The sequence below is a fragment of the Streptomyces capitiformicae genome, from assembly GCF_002214185.1.
Lineage (GTDB): Bacteria > Actinomycetota > Actinomycetes > Streptomycetales > Streptomycetaceae > Streptomyces > Streptomyces capitiformicae.
Genome location: NZ_CP022161.1, coordinates 3,608,185 through 3,622,736 on the forward strand (window position 1 = coordinate 3,608,185; position 14,552 = coordinate 3,622,736).

Here is a 14,552-nt window from a genome sequence, read left to right on the forward strand (position 1 = left end):
GGCCAGTGGCTGGGCCAGGTAACTTGCTGGCGCAGCCAGTTCGGAAAGTACGAAAGGTCAGGGACAAAGGGATGAGCGAGGCCGTAGAGGTCGCTGTCGCCCAGCGGTTCGAGGAGCTGTACGGGGCGGCACCGGAGGGAGTGTGGGCGGCGCCGGGCCGGGTGAACCTGATCGGTGAGCACACCGACTACAACGACGGTTTCGTCATGCCCTTCGCCCTCCCGCACACCACGGTCGCGGCGGTCTCGCGACGCGAGGACGGCGTACTGCGCCTGCACTCGTCCGACGTCGAGGGCGGGGTCGTGGAGCTGTCGCTCGACACCCTGGCCCCCGAGTCGGACCGGAGGTGGACGGCGTACCCGGCGGGCGTCGTCTGGGCCCTGGTCGAGGCCGGCCACACGGTGACGGGCGCCGACGTGCACATGTCCTCCACGGTCCCGACCGGCGCCGGCCTGTCGTCGTCGGCGGCGCTGGAAGTCGTCGTGGCCCTGGCCCTGAACGACCTGTTCGCGCTGGACCTGAAGGGCTGGCAGCTGGCCCGCCTGTGCCAGCGCGCGGAGAACGTCTACGTGGGCGCCCCCACGGGGATCATGGACCAGACGGCGTCGGCGTGCTGCGAGGCGGGCCACGCGCTGTTCCTCGACACCCGGGACCTCTCCCAGAAGCAGATCCCCTTCGACCTGGCGGCCGAGGGCATGCAGCTCCTCGTCGTCGACACCCAGGTCAAGCACTCCCACAGCGAGGGCGAGTACGGCAAGCGCCGCGCGGGCTGCGAGAAGGGCGCGGAGCTGCTGGGCGTCGACGCCTTGCGGGACGTCGCGTACGACGAGCTGGACGCGGCCCTGACCCGCCTCGGCGACGAGGAGGAGGTCCGCCGCCTGGTCCGCCACATCGTGACGGAGAACCACCGGGTGGAGAAGGTGGTCGCGCTCCTGGAGTCGGGCGAGACGCGGGCGATCGGCCCCGTCCTGAACGAGGGCCACGTCTCCCTCCGCGACGACTTCCGCATCTCCTGCCCCGAACTCGACCTCGTCGTCGACACGGCCCTCGCCTCCGGCGCGATCGGCGCCCGCATGACCGGCGGCGGCTTCGGTGGCTCGGCGATCGTCCTGGTCGACGCCACGGACGCGGACACGGTCACCAAGGCGGTGGAGGAGGCCTTCGCGGCCGCCGCCTTCACGGCCCCGCGGGTGTTCGTGGCGGTACCTTCGGCGGGGGCGCGGCGGATCTCCTGAAAGGGTTCGCCCGCCTCACCCCAACCGCTTCGTCAGCGTGTACTCCGTGATCCCGGGCGGATAGTCCGGGATCACGCAGACCACCTCGTAGCCGTGGCGTCGGTAGAAGTCGGGGGCCTGGAAGTCCCAGGTCTCCAGGCGGGCGGTGCGGCAGCGGCGTTCGGTGGTGGCCAGGTGTTCGGCCTTCGACAGCAACCGGGAGCCCAGCCCCGCGCCCCGGTGGGGTTCGTCGACCCAGAGGTACGTCACGTGGAGCCAGGTCGCCCAGGTGTGGCCGACCAGGCCGCCGGCCAGCTCGCCCGACTCGTCCAAGGCCCAGACGTGGAGGGGAAGTTCCCGTTCGTCGGGGGTGCCGCGGAGGGCGCGGAGGACGGGGGAGGCCGCCGTGTTTGTGGCGCGGAGCCGGGAATGCAGCAATTGCCTTCGTTCTCTGTCGACTTCTGTCTCAATACGAAACATGAGGCACACCATAAACGCGCCGGCCAACCAGTTCTGCAAATGAGCTTCCGCTCCTGGCCCCCGGCCGTACCCTGATGAATAGCACCGGTGGGGGCCGGTGTTGATCAGGGGGCGAGACAGTCGGGTACGACGCCCGGAGTGGGGGTAGCAGATCCAGCACGGCGGCGGCCGTGCGGCTGCGGCAACCCCGTCCCAGGTGTAAACCGGGGAGCGCTCCGGGCGGCGTACCCGCGCCGGTCGTCCCCCGACCAGTGGGGGTTTCAGTGGTTCGCATCCGAGTCCTGGTCGTCGACGACCACCGCATCTTCGCCGAGTCGCTCGCCGCGGCCCTCGCCGCCGAGCCCGACGTCGACGTGTCCGCGGCCGGCAGCGGCCCCGCCGCGCTGCGCTGCCTGGAACGCGCGGCGGCCGAGGGCCGCAAGTACGACGTACTGCTGGTCGACGCCGACCTCGGGGGCCACGCCCCCGGCGCGCGCCCGGCCGCCGTACCCGTACCCGCGCCTGTCGCCGCCGTGCCGGGGCAGGAAGGCGGGGACGACGGGCTCGTCGATGGCATATCGCTCGTCGCGGGCGTGCGGTCGGGGCAGCCGAGCGTACGGACCGTCGTCCTCGCGGAGAGGGACGATCCGCGCCGGGCCGCCCTCGCGCTCCAGGCCGGGGCCTCGGGATGGGTCGCCAAGGACTGTTCGCTGTCGCGGCTGCTGACCGTGATCCGTGGCGTGCTGCGGGACGAGACGCACCTGCCGCCCGCGCTTCTCACGGGCGTACTGCGGGAGCTGACCGCCGCCCGCAAGCACCGCACGGAGAGCGAGCGGCTGGTCGAATCTCTCACTCCACGTGAGCGGGAGGTGCTTCGGTGCATGGTCGCGGGGCTGGGGCGCAAGGCCGTCGCCGAGCGCCTGTTCCTGTCGCCCCACACCGTCCGCACGCATATGCAGAACGTCCTCGGGAAGCTCGGCGTGCACTCCACCCTCGCCGCCGTCGCACTCGCGCGCCGCGCCGGTGTAGGGCCCGCCGACCTAACCGGGGATGTTGTCGAACGGGGCGGTCAACTGGCGTAGCAGGCCCGCGAGTTCGCCTCGCTGGGCGCTCGACAGCTCGCTCAGGATCGCCCGTTCCTGGTCGAGGAGCCCGGCGAGCGCCTGGTCCGCCCGGTCCCGGCCCTCGTCCGTCAGCCGGACGAGCACGCCCCGCCGGTCCGACGGGTCGGGCAGCCGCTCCACCAGGCCCTTCTTCGCCAGCCGGTCGATACGGTTCGTCATCGTGCCCGAGGTCACCAGCGTCTGGGTGAGCAACTGCCCCGGAGAGAGCTGATACGGGTTTCCGGCACGCCTCAGCGCCGTCAGCACGTCGAACTCCCACGGCTCCAGCTGATGCTCGGCGAACGCCAGCCTGCGCGCACGGTCCAGATGCCGGGCCAGCCTGCTCACCCGGCTGAGTACTTCCAGCGGCTCCACGTCGAGGTCGGGGCGCTCCCGGCGCCACGCTGCGACCAGCCGATCGACCTCGTCCTCCATGACGATCAGTGTAGTGGTTGTGTCGATGTGAAGTCTCTTGATGTCAAGTCTCTTGACATCAAGAGACAGGGGTACGACAGTGAGGGGCATCCGTGCAGCAGGAGTGGAGAAGCGAGGAGCGGGAGTCAGTCATGTCCGTCAGCCCCACCTGGGACCCCCAGCAGTACCTGCGTCACGCCGGCCACCGTGCCCGCGCCTTCGTCGACCTGCTCGCCCATGTGTCCGACCCGCCCGCGGAGCGCCTCCGGATCGCCGACCTCGGCTGCGGCCCCGGCAACGTCACCCGGCTGCTCGCCGACCGCTGGCCCGCCGCGCGCATCACCGGGTATGACAACTCGCCCGAGATGCTCGACAAGGCCCACGTCGATCACGAGGGACCCACACCGGGTGGCGGCCGTATCGACTTCGCCCCGGCCGACGTCCGCACCTGGGCGCCCTCGGAGCCGTACGACCTGATCATCAGCAACGCCACCCTCCAGTGGGTCCCGGGGCATGTCGACCGGTTCCCGGCCTGGGTGGACGCGCTGGCCGCCGGTGGAACGTTCGCCTTCCAGGTCCCCGGCAACTTCGACTCGCCCAGCCATCGCCTCATGCGGGAACTCGCCCGGTCCGACCGGTGGAAGGACCGGCTCGGCGGCACCCTCCGCCACGACGACGCGGTCCACACGCCCGCCGCCTACCTCGCCGCGCTCGCCGACCTCGGCTGCGAGGTGGACGCCTGGGAGACGACGTACATCCATCTCCTCCAGGGCGAGGACCCGGTGCTCGACTGGGTGCAGGGCACCGGCCTGCGCCCGATCCTCTCCGAACTCGGCCCGGACGCCGACCCGTTCGTCACCGAGTACCGGGCGGCCCTGCGCGAGGCCTACCCACCCACCGCCCACGGCACCCCGTTCCCGTTCCGCCGTGTCTTCGCGGTCGCCCGCAGGCCGGGGTCGAACCGGTGATCGCCGCACTCGACCACGTCCAGCTCGCCGCGCCGCCGGGGTCGGAGGAGCGGTTGAGGGCGTACTACGTGGGTGTTCTCGGCATGGTCGAGATCCCCAAGCCGCCGGTGCTCGCCGCGCGGGGCGGTTGCTGGTTCCGGGCGGGGGAGGTCGTTCTGCACCTCGGGATCGAGGAGCGCTTCAGGCCCGCGAAGAAGGCCCACCCGGGGCTGCGGGTGCGGGGTATCGAGGAGTACGCAGCCCGGCTCGCCCGGTGCGGGGCGCCCGTGACCTGGGATGACGGGCTTCCGGGGTGTCGGCGCTTCTACTCCGAGGATTCCGTGGGGAACCGGCTGGAGTTCCTGGAGCCGGGCTGAGCCGGGCCGCCGTCCGGACCCTCAATGTTGTGCAGAATATTGACGGCAGATAGAAGTGAGCCTACTTTCGCGGTGTCACTCCCTCGTCCCCCCATCGCTCCAGGGAGACCCGCATGCCCCCGCCCCCCTCCCCGTCGGCACTCCCCAACCCCGCCGAGCAGGCCGAACAGGCCGCGCGTACACGGCAGTTGCGTCGTGTCGCGCTCTCCGGACTGCTCGGCACGGCCGTCGAGTTCTACGACTTCCTCGTCTACGGCACGGTCGCCGCGCTCGTCTTCGGCGAGCTCTTCTTCCCGGGTGCCGACCCCGCCGTCGGCACCATCGCCGCGTTCGGAACCTTCGCCGCCGGCTACGTCGCCCGCCCCCTCGGTGGCGTGATCTTCGGCCACTTCGGCGACCGGCTCGGCCGGAAGTCGATGCTGCTGCTGACCATGGGCCTGATGGGCGGCGCCAGCTTCCTCATCGGGCTGCTGCCCACCTACGACACCATCGGCGTGTGGGCGCCCGTCCTGCTGATCGCCCTGCGCGTGCTCCAGGGCATCGCCATCGGCGGCGAGTGGGGCGGCGCCACGCTCATGGTCGTCGAGCACGCCGGAGAGAAGCGGCGCGGACTGTGGTCCAGCTTCACGCAGATGGGAGCACCGCTCGGCTCCCTGCTCTCCTCGCTCGTCGTCACCCTCGTCGTCGCCATGCCCAGGGACCAGTTCGCGGCCTGGGGCTGGCGCGTGCCGTTCCTGCTCAGCGTCGTACTGCTCGGCGTCGGGCTGTTCGTCCGGCTGAAGGTCGTCGAGAGCCCTCTGTTCGCCAAGGTCAAGCGGGACCGGGCCGAGGCCCGGATGCCGCTCGTCGACGTACTGCGCCGACCGCGCGCCCTGATGCTCGCCGCCTGCGTCGGCATCGGCGCCTTCACCGCGCAGTCCCTGCTGACCAGTTACCTCATCGCGTACGCCACCGGTATCGGTTACCCCCGGCCGCAGGTCCTCACCGCGCTCACCGTCTCCGCGTCCGTCGCCCTCGTCGTCCTGCCGTGCGCGTCCGCCCTCTCCGACCGTGTCGGCCGCCGCCCCGTCGTCCTCGGCGGAGCCCTCGCCTCCGCCGCGCTCGCCTTCCCCGTCCTCGCCCTGGTCGACTCCAAGTCGCCCGGGCTGCTCATCCTCGCGGTCGTCCTGGGCCACGGCATCGCCCAGTCCGTGATGTACGGGCCGCTGGGCGCCCTGCTCACCGAGATGTTCGGCACGAAGGTCCGCTACACCGGGGCCTCGCTGGGGTATCAGCTGGCCACGCTGATCGGTGCCGGATTCTCACCGATGATCGCCGGGAGCCTGGTGGCGGCCAACGGAGGCTCCAGTACGCCGATTTCGCTGCTGGTGTGCGGGGGCGCGGCGATCACCGCGGTGACCGTGTGGTTCGTGCGGGAGACGCATCGGGACTCGTTGGGGGAGGCCAACCTCCGGGAGGGGGCCGCGACCAAGGAAGAGGTGGCCTCCTCGTAGGCCGGGTGGTTCGGCCGTGCCCCTTCGGGGGCGCGGCGCCGTCGTACGCTGACCGCTGTGGAGGACCGGATCCTGGACGTCGACGCCGTTGACGCGCCGCAGCCGCGGCCGCAGTCGCTTGTGCTCTCCTTCTTCGGCAACCACGTGCTGGACCGGGGAGAGGGCGACCTGGGGGTCTACTCGGGGAGCATCATCGATGTGCTCGGCCGGGTCGGCACGGGGGAGCAGGCGGTGCGGTCGACGCTGACCCGGATGGTGAACCGGGGGCTGCTGCGGCGTCAGCGCGAGGGGCGGAAGATGTTCTTCGGGCTCACTGCGCACGCGTCCGACATCCTGCGCGACGGCGGCCGGCGCATCTGGAGCGTCGGCGCGGTCAACGAGGACTGGGACGGCACCTGGACCCTCCTCGGCTTCTCGCTCCCCGAGTCCTGGCAACGGCAACGGCACGATCTGCGCTCCCGGCTCACCTGGTCCGGGTTCGGGGCGCTGTACAGCGGGCTGTGGATCGCGCCGGGGCGGGCGGATGTCCGGGAGATCGTCTCCGAACTCGGGCTCGACGCCCATGTGAAGGTGTTCCACGCGCGGGCCGACGAGTTCACCGACATCGGCCTGATGATCCGCGAGAGCTGGGACCTGGAGGCCCTCGCCGCCCGCTACGTCGCCTTCGACAAGCGCTGGACCACCGCGGACCTCGCCTCCGCCGACCCCATCGCCACCCGGCTGCGCCTGGTCGCCGAGTGGCTGCGCATCATCCGCACCGACCCCCGCCTCCCCGTACAGCACCTGCCGACGGAGTGGCCCGCGCGCCAGGCCCAGGAGACGTTCCGCCGCATCGCGGAGGAGACGGCCGGACCGGCGGGTCGGATGGCGGCGGAGCTTCTGGAGACCACGCCGCTCCGGCCCTGACGGTTACGCCAATAAACGGAGTCCGATATTCCGACTTCTGGTGCCTTCTTGATCCCTCTTGGTGGCTTCTGGTGCAGGAGTGGCTGATATTGTTCTTTGGCCTTCCTTTGTGAGGGCTATATTCTCGGTTCACTTTTTGTTGCCCTCGGCGTTCCGTCCGGGGAAGTGGGGGAGTGGGGCTGTGGCCAGGGGGGATCTTGGTTCGGTGAGTAGCTGTTTGGTTGCACGGCGCGCTTCACCAATCTTGTGGTGCGCGTCACTTAGTCTTTCCGTCGGCCGACCGGGATTTCCTTGTATCCCTTTCCGTGTTTCCCGGCCGGTCGATTCCCGCTGCCTCATTCATTCGCAATTAACGACCGCACATACCGACCACGCATATCGCCGTGCCCGCCGCACAACCCCTGACCGGAACGACGGGGACGCGGGCGCGATGCCGCCCACGCCCGGGCGGGCTCCAGGGGGAAACACACGTGAAGATCGCATTCCTGATCAACAACGCCTACGGCATCGGCGGCACCATCCGCTCCACGGCGAACCTGTCCGCCGCGTTCGCCGACCGGCACGACGTCGAGGTCGTCAGCGTCCACCGCTTCCGGGACGCACCGTCGCTCCCCTTCGACCCGCGCGTCCGCGTGACCTCGCTGATCGAGATGCGCGAGGACAACCCCGGCTACGAGGGCGACCACCCGCTCACCAAGCTGCCCGGCACGATGTTCCCCTACACCGGCGCCACCGGGAACATGGCCTACACCGCCCTCCAGGACGAACGCATCGGCGGCTTCCTCGCCCGTACCGACGCCGACGTCGTCATCGCCACCCGCCCGGACCTCAACGGCTACCTCGCCCGCGACGGCCGCCGCCGCTACCTCCGCGTCGGCCAGGAGCACCTCAGCCTCGACCAGTACCGGGAACCGCTGCGCACCAACCAGAACAACGCCATCGCCGGCCTCGACGCCTACGTCACCGTCTCCGAGGCCGACGCCGCCCAGTACCGCGCCGCCCTGCCCGACGTCACCACGACCATCGTGTGCGTCCCCAACGGCGTACAGGCCTCGGCCGTCGAACGGTCCTCCCTCGACTCCAGGGTCATCGTCGCGGCCGGCCGGCTCATCCCCATCAAGCGGTACGACCGACTGATCGACGCGTTCGCCAAGGTGGCCACCGAATACCCCGGCTGGACCCTGCGGATCTACGGCCGCGGACCGCAGAAGGACAACCTGCGGCAGCAGATCGACCGGCTCGGGCTGCACGACCGCGCGTTCCTCATGGGCGCCGTCTCCCCGATCGAGACCGAGTGGGCCAAGGGCGCCGTCGCGGCCGTCTCCTCCGACATGGAGTCCTTCGGCATGACGATCGTCGAAGCCATGCACTGCGGGGTCCCGGTCGTCGCCACCGACTGCCCGCACGGGCCCGGCGAGATCATCAGCGACGGCGAGGACGGCCTGCTCGTACCGCTCGACGGTGACGTCGACGCCTACGCCGACGCACTCAAGCGCATCGTCGCCGACGACGTCCTGCGGGAGCGGCTCGGCGCTGCGGCGATCAAGAAGGCCGACACGTACGTCCCCTCCGTCATCGCCCGCCGCTACGAGGACCTCTTCGAGCAGTTGTCCAAGCCACGGCGCCGCCGCAGATGGGACGGCACGACCCTCCTCGGCAGGCTCACCCGCGCCGGCCGCGCCACCCGGCCCGCGTCCGCCGCCGCTGTTCCCACGGAGAGCGCTCCCGCACCCGCCGCGCACGCCCGCGCCACCGCCGACGGCAGCGTCACCGTGCTGCTCGACCCGGCCCAGCTGCCCGCCGGCCCCCTCGACTTCATCGCCCGACTCCGCCGCGACCCCGCCAAACGCGAGGTCCGCGTCCCCGTACAGCCGACCCCGGACGCCCACGCCACCCTCCGGCCCACCGAACACACACTCGCCGAGGGCCGCTGGGACTGCTACGTCGCGCCGCGCGGCACGAACAAGAGGGTCCGCCTCACCGTCCAGCTCGTCGAACAGGCCGCGCTGGTCGGCCGGCCGCCCGTCGTCGACCGGCGGGGCGTCGGCGCGTGGATCCCTTATCCGACCGTGGACGGGTTCCTCGCGCTGCGGACCTGGCTGCGGGCCACGCACGCCGAGGTCGACACGGTCGAGGTGGGCGACGGGGCGGTGACGGTGAGCGCGACGCTCTACGGAGACATCTCCCTCGGGGACAGCGCCGCGGTGCGGGCCGTGTCCCGGACCGACACGGCGTACGACTTCACCGTGCCCGTGCGGGCGGTGGGTGAGCGGGGGCTGCGGTTCACCGTTCCGTACGGGGAGGTCATGACTCGGCGCAGTGTCGAGCACGATCTGTGGGATCTGGTGGTGGTGCCGGCTGAAGGGGCGGAGGACGTGCCCGTCGGGCGGATCGGTGGGGATGTGGTGGAGCGGCGTAAGACGGATCTTGTGCCGGGTCAGGTTTTCAAGCACTTCGAGCGGGGCGGGACCCGAGTGAAGCCGTACTTCACTGTGGGCAATGAGCTGGCGCTCAGCGCGAAGGATGTGGGCGAGGTCGACTGAAGGGCCGTATCGCCGTAGGGGGTGGGGGTGCGTTGGGGGCTGCGGGTTGTGGTGGGTTGCTCGCGCAGTTCCCCGCGCCCCTGAAAGCCGGGGCTGCGCCCCGTGCTTTTGTCTTTTAGGGGCGCGGGGCCGTATCGATATGCGGCTCCGCCGCGGGGCGCGACAAGCCCCCACTCACCCGCAGCCGACAACGCACCCCATGCGCCCTAACTCTTCCGGTGGCCGATCAAGCGCGGCTTCTGCTCCAGGCCGTCCAACCCATGCCACGCCAAATTCACCAGGTGCGCCGCCACCTCCGCCTTCTTCGGGCGGCGGACGTCGAGCCACCACTGGCCGGTGAGGGCGACCATGCCGACGAGGGCCTGGGCGTACAGCGGCGCGAGCTTGGGGTCGAAGCCCCGGCTCTTGAACTCGCGGCCCAGGATGTCCTCCACCTGGGTGGCGATGTCGGAGATGAGGGAGGCGAAGGAACCCGTCGACTGGGGGATGGGGGAGTCGCGGACCAGGATGCGGAAACCGTCCGTGTACTCCTCGATGTAGTCGAGGAGGGCGAAGGCCGCCTGTTCGCACAGTTCGCGGGGGTGGCCCGCCGTCAGGGAGCTGGTCACCATGTCCAGCAGACGGCGCATCTCGCGGTCCACGACCACCGCGTACAGGCCCTCCTTGCCGCCGAAGTGCTCGTACACCACCGGCTTGGAGACCCCGGCCTTGGCGGCGATCTCCTCCACGGACGTGGCCTCGAAGCCCTTCGCGGCGAAGAGGGTGCGACCGATCTCCAGCAGTTGTGCGCGGCGCTCGGCGCCCGTCATCCGGGTGCGGCGGGTACGCCGCGGCTTCTCGTTGCTCGGGGTACTGCTGGAGTCGGTCGCCACGGCGTCAATCATGCCGCCTCGGCGGGTGCCTTCCGGTGCCGGGAGGCGACCTCATCCGTGTTCCGCCGGGAATCGATACGTGAGCGTGACGGCCAGCGCACGTCGTACGCCCAACCGAGCTGCTCGAACCAGCGGATGAGCCGGGCGGAGGAGTCCAGCTGGCCGCGTTCGACGCCGTGCCGCGCGGACGTGGGGTCGGCGTGGTGGAGGTTGTGCCATGACTCGCCGCACGACAGCACCGCCAGCCACCACACGTTGCCCGAGCGGTCGCGGGACTTGAAGGGGCGCTTGCCGACCGCGTGGCAGATCGAGTTGATCGACCAGGTGACGTGGTGCAGCAGCGCCACCCGGACGAGCGAGCCCCAGAAGAACGCCGTGAACGCGCCCCACCAGGACATCGTCACCAGACCGCCGATCAGGGGAGGCAGCGCGAGCGAGAGCGCCGTCCAGAAGATGAACTGGCGGGAGATCGTCCGCAGCGTCGGATCCTTGATCAGGTCCGGCGCGTACTTGTCCTGCGGGGTCTGCTCCTCGTCGAACATCCAGCCGATATGCGCCCACCACAGGCCCTTCATCAGGGCCGGGAGGGTCTCGCCGAACCGCCACGGGGAGTGCGGGTCGCCCTCCGCGTCGGAGAACTTGTGATGCTTGCGATGGTCGGCCACCCAGCGGACCAGCGGGCCCTCGACGGCCATCGACCCGGCGATCGCCAGCGCGATCTTCAGCGGACGCTTCGCCTTGAACGAACCATGGGTGAAGTGCCGGTGGAAGCCGATCGTGATGCCGTGGCAGCCCAGGTAGTAGAAGAACACGAGCAGGCCGAGATCCAGCCAGCTCACCCCCCAGCCCCAGGCCAGCGGTACCGCCGCGAGCAGCGCCAGGAACGGGACGGTGATGAACAGGAGCAGCGCGAGCTGCTCGACGGAACGCTTCTGCTCGCCGCCCAGCGTCGCCGAGACGGTGGGGGCGCCGGCCGCTTCGGAGCCAGGGGAATCGGTCGGCTTCGTCGGCTTCGGGACGTCGTCGATCACATCGGAACTTGGGGTCATGGGGCGTCCCCTGTGGGTTCGAGGGTGGAGAGAGGGGGGAAGTGCCTACGGCGACAGGGTGCGGGACGTACCTGACGGCATTCCCTACGGTTCCGTAACCTACGGCATCGTAAGTATGTCAGCGCGATGCCCGGCGGCAAGAGAGCCGACCCCCGTCCGGCCGAGTCACCCGAGCCGACCGGGCCGCACCGAGCGGCCCACCTGGCACTCCGTGCCGCCAAGTGGACACCTAGCGGCCTGTGCGTGCCACCGGCCACCTATCCTTGGACTCGGTCGGACAGCGCGGTCCGCTCTGAATCCTGCCCGGATGCCAAGCCCACCAAGCGGCCGAACCGCCGGGCACCCACCCGTGCCCCACCCGGGTTCCCCTCCCAGACGAGCTTCAACACTGCAAGGAGCCGCACCTGTGAGCAGTGCCGACGACCAGAGCACAACGGTCAGCAGCGAGCTACGTGCCGACATCCGACGCCTGGGCGACCTGCTGGGCGAGACCCTCGTACGCCAAGAGGGCCCCGAACTCCTGGAGCTGGTCGAGCGCGTCCGCCGCCTGACCCGCGAGGACGGCGAGGCCGCCGCCGAACTGCTGCGCGGCACCGAACTGGAGACCGCCGCCAAGCTCGTACGGGCCTTCTCCACCTACTTCCACCTGGCCAACGTCACCGAACAGGTCCACCGCGGCCGCGAGCTCCGCGCCCGCCGCGCCGCCGAGGGCGGCCTCCTCGCCCGTACGGCCGACCGCCTCAAGGACGCCGACCCCGAACACCTGCGCGAGACCGTCAAGAACCTCAACGTCCGCCCGGTCTTCACCGCCCACCCCACCGAAGCCGCACGCCGGTCGGTACTCAACAAGCTCCGGCGCATCGCCGCGCTCCTCGAAACCCCCGTCATCGAATCCGACCGCCGCCGCTACGACATCCGACTGGCCGAGAACATCGACCTCGTCTGGCAGACGGACGAACTCCGCGTCGTACGCCCGGAACCCGCCGACGAGGCCCGCAACGCCATCTACTACCTCGACGAACTGCACGCCAACGCCGTCGGCGACGTCCTCGAAGACCTCACGGCCGAACTCGAACGCGTCGGCGTGACCCTCCCCGACGCCACCCGCCCCCTCACCTTCGGCACCTGGATCGGCGGCGACCGCGACGGCAACCCCAACGTCACCCCCCAGGTGACCTGGGACGTCCTCATCCTCCAGCACGAACACGGCATCAACGACGCCCTCGAACTGATCGACGAACTCCGCGGCTTCCTGTCGAACTCGATCCGCTACACGGGTGCCACCGAGGAACTGCTGACCTCCCTCCAGACCGACCTGGAGACCCTCCCCGAGATCAGCCCCCGCTACAAGCGCCTCAACGCCGAGGAGCCCTACCGCCTCAAGGCCACCTGCATCCGCCAGAAGCTGGAGAACACCAAGCAGCGCCTTGCCAAGGGCACCCCGCACGAGCCGGGCCGGGACTATCTGGGCACGTCCGAGCTCCTCCGCGACCTCACCCTCATCCAGACCTCCCTGCGCGAACACCGCGGCGGCCTCTTCGCTGACGGCCGCATGAACCGCACCATCCGCACCCTCGCCGCCTTCGGTCTCCAACTCGCCACCATGGACGTCCGCGAACACGCCGACGCCCACCACCACACCCTCGGCCAGCTCTTCGACCGCCTCGGCGAGGAATCCTGGCGCTACGAGGACATGCCCCGTGAGTACCGCCACAAGCTCCTCGCCAAGGAACTCAGGTCCCGCAGGCCCCTCGCCCCCACCCCCGCCCCGCTCGACGCCGCCGGCGCCAAGACCCTCGGCGTCTTCGAGACCGTCAAGAAGGCCCTCGCCGTCTTCGGACCCGAAGTCATCGAGTCGTACATCATCTCCATGTGCCAGGGCGCCGACGACGTCTTCGCCGCCACCGTTCTGGCACGCGAGGCAGGCCTCATCGACCTGCACGCCGGCTGGGCCAAGATCGGCATCGTCCCGCTGCTGGAGACCACGGACGAGCTCAAGGCCGCCGACACGATCCTGGAGGAGATGCTCGCCGACCCGTCGTACCGCCGGCTCGTCGCCCTGCGCGGCGACGTCCAGGAGGTCATGCTCGGCTACTCCGACTCCTCCAAGTTCGGCGGCATCACGACGAGTCAGTGGGAGATCCACCGCGCCCAGCGCCGCCTGCGTGACGTGGCGCACCGCTACGGGGTGCGGCTGCGCTTGTTCCACGGCCGCGGCGGCACCGTCGGCCGGGGCGGCGGGCCGTCCCACGATGCGATCCTCGCGCAGCCCTGGGGCACCCTGGAGGGCGAGATCAAGGTCACCGAGCAGGGCGAGGTCATCTCCGACAAGTACCTCGTGCCCTCGCTGGCCAGGGAGAACCTGGAACTGACCGTGGCGGCGACGTTGCAGGCCTCCGCCCTGCACACCGCTCCCCGCCAGTCCGTCGAGGCGCTCGCCCGCTGGGACGCCGCCATGGACGTGGTGTCCAACGCCGCCGAGGCCGCCTACCGCCGCCTCGTCGAAGACCCCGACCTCCCCGCCTACTTCTTCGCCTCCACCCCCGTCGACCAGCTCGCCGACCTGCACCTCGGCTCCCGGCCCTCACGCCGCCCCGACTCCGGCGCCGGACTCGACGGCCTGCGCGCCATCCCATGGGTCTTCGGCTGGACGCAGTCACGGCAGATCGTGCCCGGCTGGTTCGGCGTCGGCTCCGGCCTGAAGGCCCTGCGCGAAGCCGCCCTCGACACCGTGCTCGACGAGATGCACGAACAGTGGCACTTCTTCCGCAACTTCCTCTCCAACGTCGAGATGACACTCGCCAAGACCGACCTCAGGATCGCCGGGCACTACGTCGACACCCTCGTCCCCGACGAGCTCAAGCACGTCTTCGACACCATCAAGGCCGAACACGAGCTGACCGTCCGCGAGGTCCTGCGCATCACCGGCGAGGACAAGCTGCTCGACGCCAACCCCGTCCTCCAGCAGACCTTCTCCATCCGCGACGCCTACCTCGACCCCATCTCCTACCTCCAGGTCACCCTCCTCAAGCGCCAGCGCGACGCCGCGGCCGCCGGCGACACCCCCGACCCACTCCTCGCCCGAGCCCTCCTCCTCACGGTCAACGGCGTCGCCGCAGGCCTCCGCAACACCGGCTGACCCCTCACAGAAAGCGGTGCCCCCACGGTCGTACGA

12 protein-coding genes are annotated in these 14,552 nt (G+C 70.4%); 8 read left to right on the forward strand and 4 right to left on the reverse strand.

The genetic code is table 11. From position 1 onward, the window contains the following. Positions 1 to 71: 71 nt before the first annotated feature. A complete protein-coding gene (galK, locus tag CES90_RS16020; RefSeq protein WP_208921423.1) occupies positions 72 to 1,235 on the forward strand; it encodes a galactokinase in 1,164 nt (387 codons plus the stop codon). A gap of 15 nt (positions 1,236 to 1,250) precedes the next feature. Here galK and CES90_RS16025 read toward each other — a convergent pair whose 3' ends face one another. Then, entirely contained in the window at positions 1,251 to 1,694 is a 444-nt protein-coding gene (locus CES90_RS16025; protein ID WP_189782796.1) for a GNAT family N-acetyltransferase, read from the reverse strand. Between the two features lie 263 nt (positions 1,695 to 1,957). Here CES90_RS16025 and CES90_RS16030 point away from each other — a divergent pair, with 263 nt between their 5' ends. Beyond that, a complete protein-coding gene (locus tag CES90_RS16030) occupies positions 1,958 to 2,755 on the forward strand; it encodes a LuxR C-terminal-related transcriptional regulator (protein WP_189782795.1) in 798 nt (265 codons plus the stop codon). Here the strand turns inward: CES90_RS16030 and tamR are convergent. After that, positions 2,714 to 3,211 (reverse strand): MarR family transcriptional regulator TamR, encoded by a 498-nt coding sequence (gene tamR / locus CES90_RS16035; protein ID WP_189782794.1) that lies wholly within the window; start codon positions 3,209 to 3,211, stop codon positions 2,714 to 2,716. The genes CES90_RS16030 and tamR overlap by 42 nt on opposite strands. A 131-nt stretch (positions 3,212 to 3,342) precedes the next feature. Here tamR and CES90_RS16040 point away from each other — a divergent pair, with 131 nt between their 5' ends. The 5 genes from CES90_RS16040 to CES90_RS16060 all read left to right on the forward strand — a co-directional run bounded on the left by CES90_RS16040 (position 3,343) and on the right by CES90_RS16060 (position 9,456). Beyond that, entirely contained in the window at positions 3,343 to 4,158 is an 816-nt protein-coding gene (locus CES90_RS16040) for a trans-aconitate 2-methyltransferase (RefSeq protein WP_189782793.1), read from the forward strand. Continuing rightward, on the forward strand, positions 4,155 to 4,514 hold the full coding sequence (locus CES90_RS16045) for a VOC family protein (RefSeq protein WP_189782792.1): 360 nt from the start codon (positions 4,155 to 4,157) through the stop codon (positions 4,512 to 4,514). Before CES90_RS16040 ends, CES90_RS16045 begins: the two co-directional genes overlap by 4 nt. 113 nt (positions 4,515 to 4,627) lie before the next feature. Next, a complete protein-coding gene (locus CES90_RS16050) occupies positions 4,628 to 6,007 on the forward strand; it encodes an MFS transporter (protein WP_229913784.1) in 1,380 nt (459 codons plus the stop codon). Between the two features lie 57 nt (positions 6,008 to 6,064). After that, positions 6,065 to 6,913 (forward strand): PaaX family transcriptional regulator, encoded by an 849-nt coding sequence (locus tag CES90_RS16055; protein ID WP_189782791.1) that lies wholly within the window; start codon positions 6,065 to 6,067, stop codon positions 6,911 to 6,913. Positions 6,914 to 7,383: 470 nt separating this feature from the next. Then, on the forward strand, positions 7,384 to 9,456 hold the full coding sequence (locus CES90_RS16060) for a glycosyltransferase family 4 protein (RefSeq protein ID WP_189782790.1): 2,073 nt from the start codon (positions 7,384 to 7,386) through the stop codon (positions 9,454 to 9,456). 206 nt (positions 9,457 to 9,662) lie between these two features. On the opposite strand, the gene CES90_RS16065 is transcribed toward CES90_RS16060, so the two are convergent. Continuing rightward, complete coding sequence (locus tag CES90_RS16065) at positions 9,663 to 10,340, reverse strand: TetR/AcrR family transcriptional regulator (RefSeq protein WP_189782789.1); 678 nt, start codon at positions 10,338 to 10,340, stop codon at positions 9,663 to 9,665. Beyond that, positions 10,337 to 11,377 carry an acyl-CoA desaturase gene (locus CES90_RS16070; RefSeq protein WP_189782788.1) on the reverse strand — a complete coding sequence of 347 codons (1,041 nt, stop codon included), beginning with the start codon at positions 11,375 to 11,377 and terminating at the stop codon, positions 10,337 to 10,339. Before CES90_RS16070 ends, CES90_RS16065 begins: the two co-directional genes overlap by 4 nt. Before the next feature lie 406 nt (positions 11,378 to 11,783). On the opposite strand from CES90_RS16070, the gene ppc reads away from it, so the two are divergent. Next, a complete protein-coding gene (gene ppc, locus CES90_RS16075; RefSeq protein WP_189782787.1) occupies positions 11,784 to 14,516 on the forward strand; it encodes a phosphoenolpyruvate carboxylase in 2,733 nt (910 codons plus the stop codon). The last annotated feature ends 36 nt before the right edge of the window (positions 14,517 to 14,552 follow it).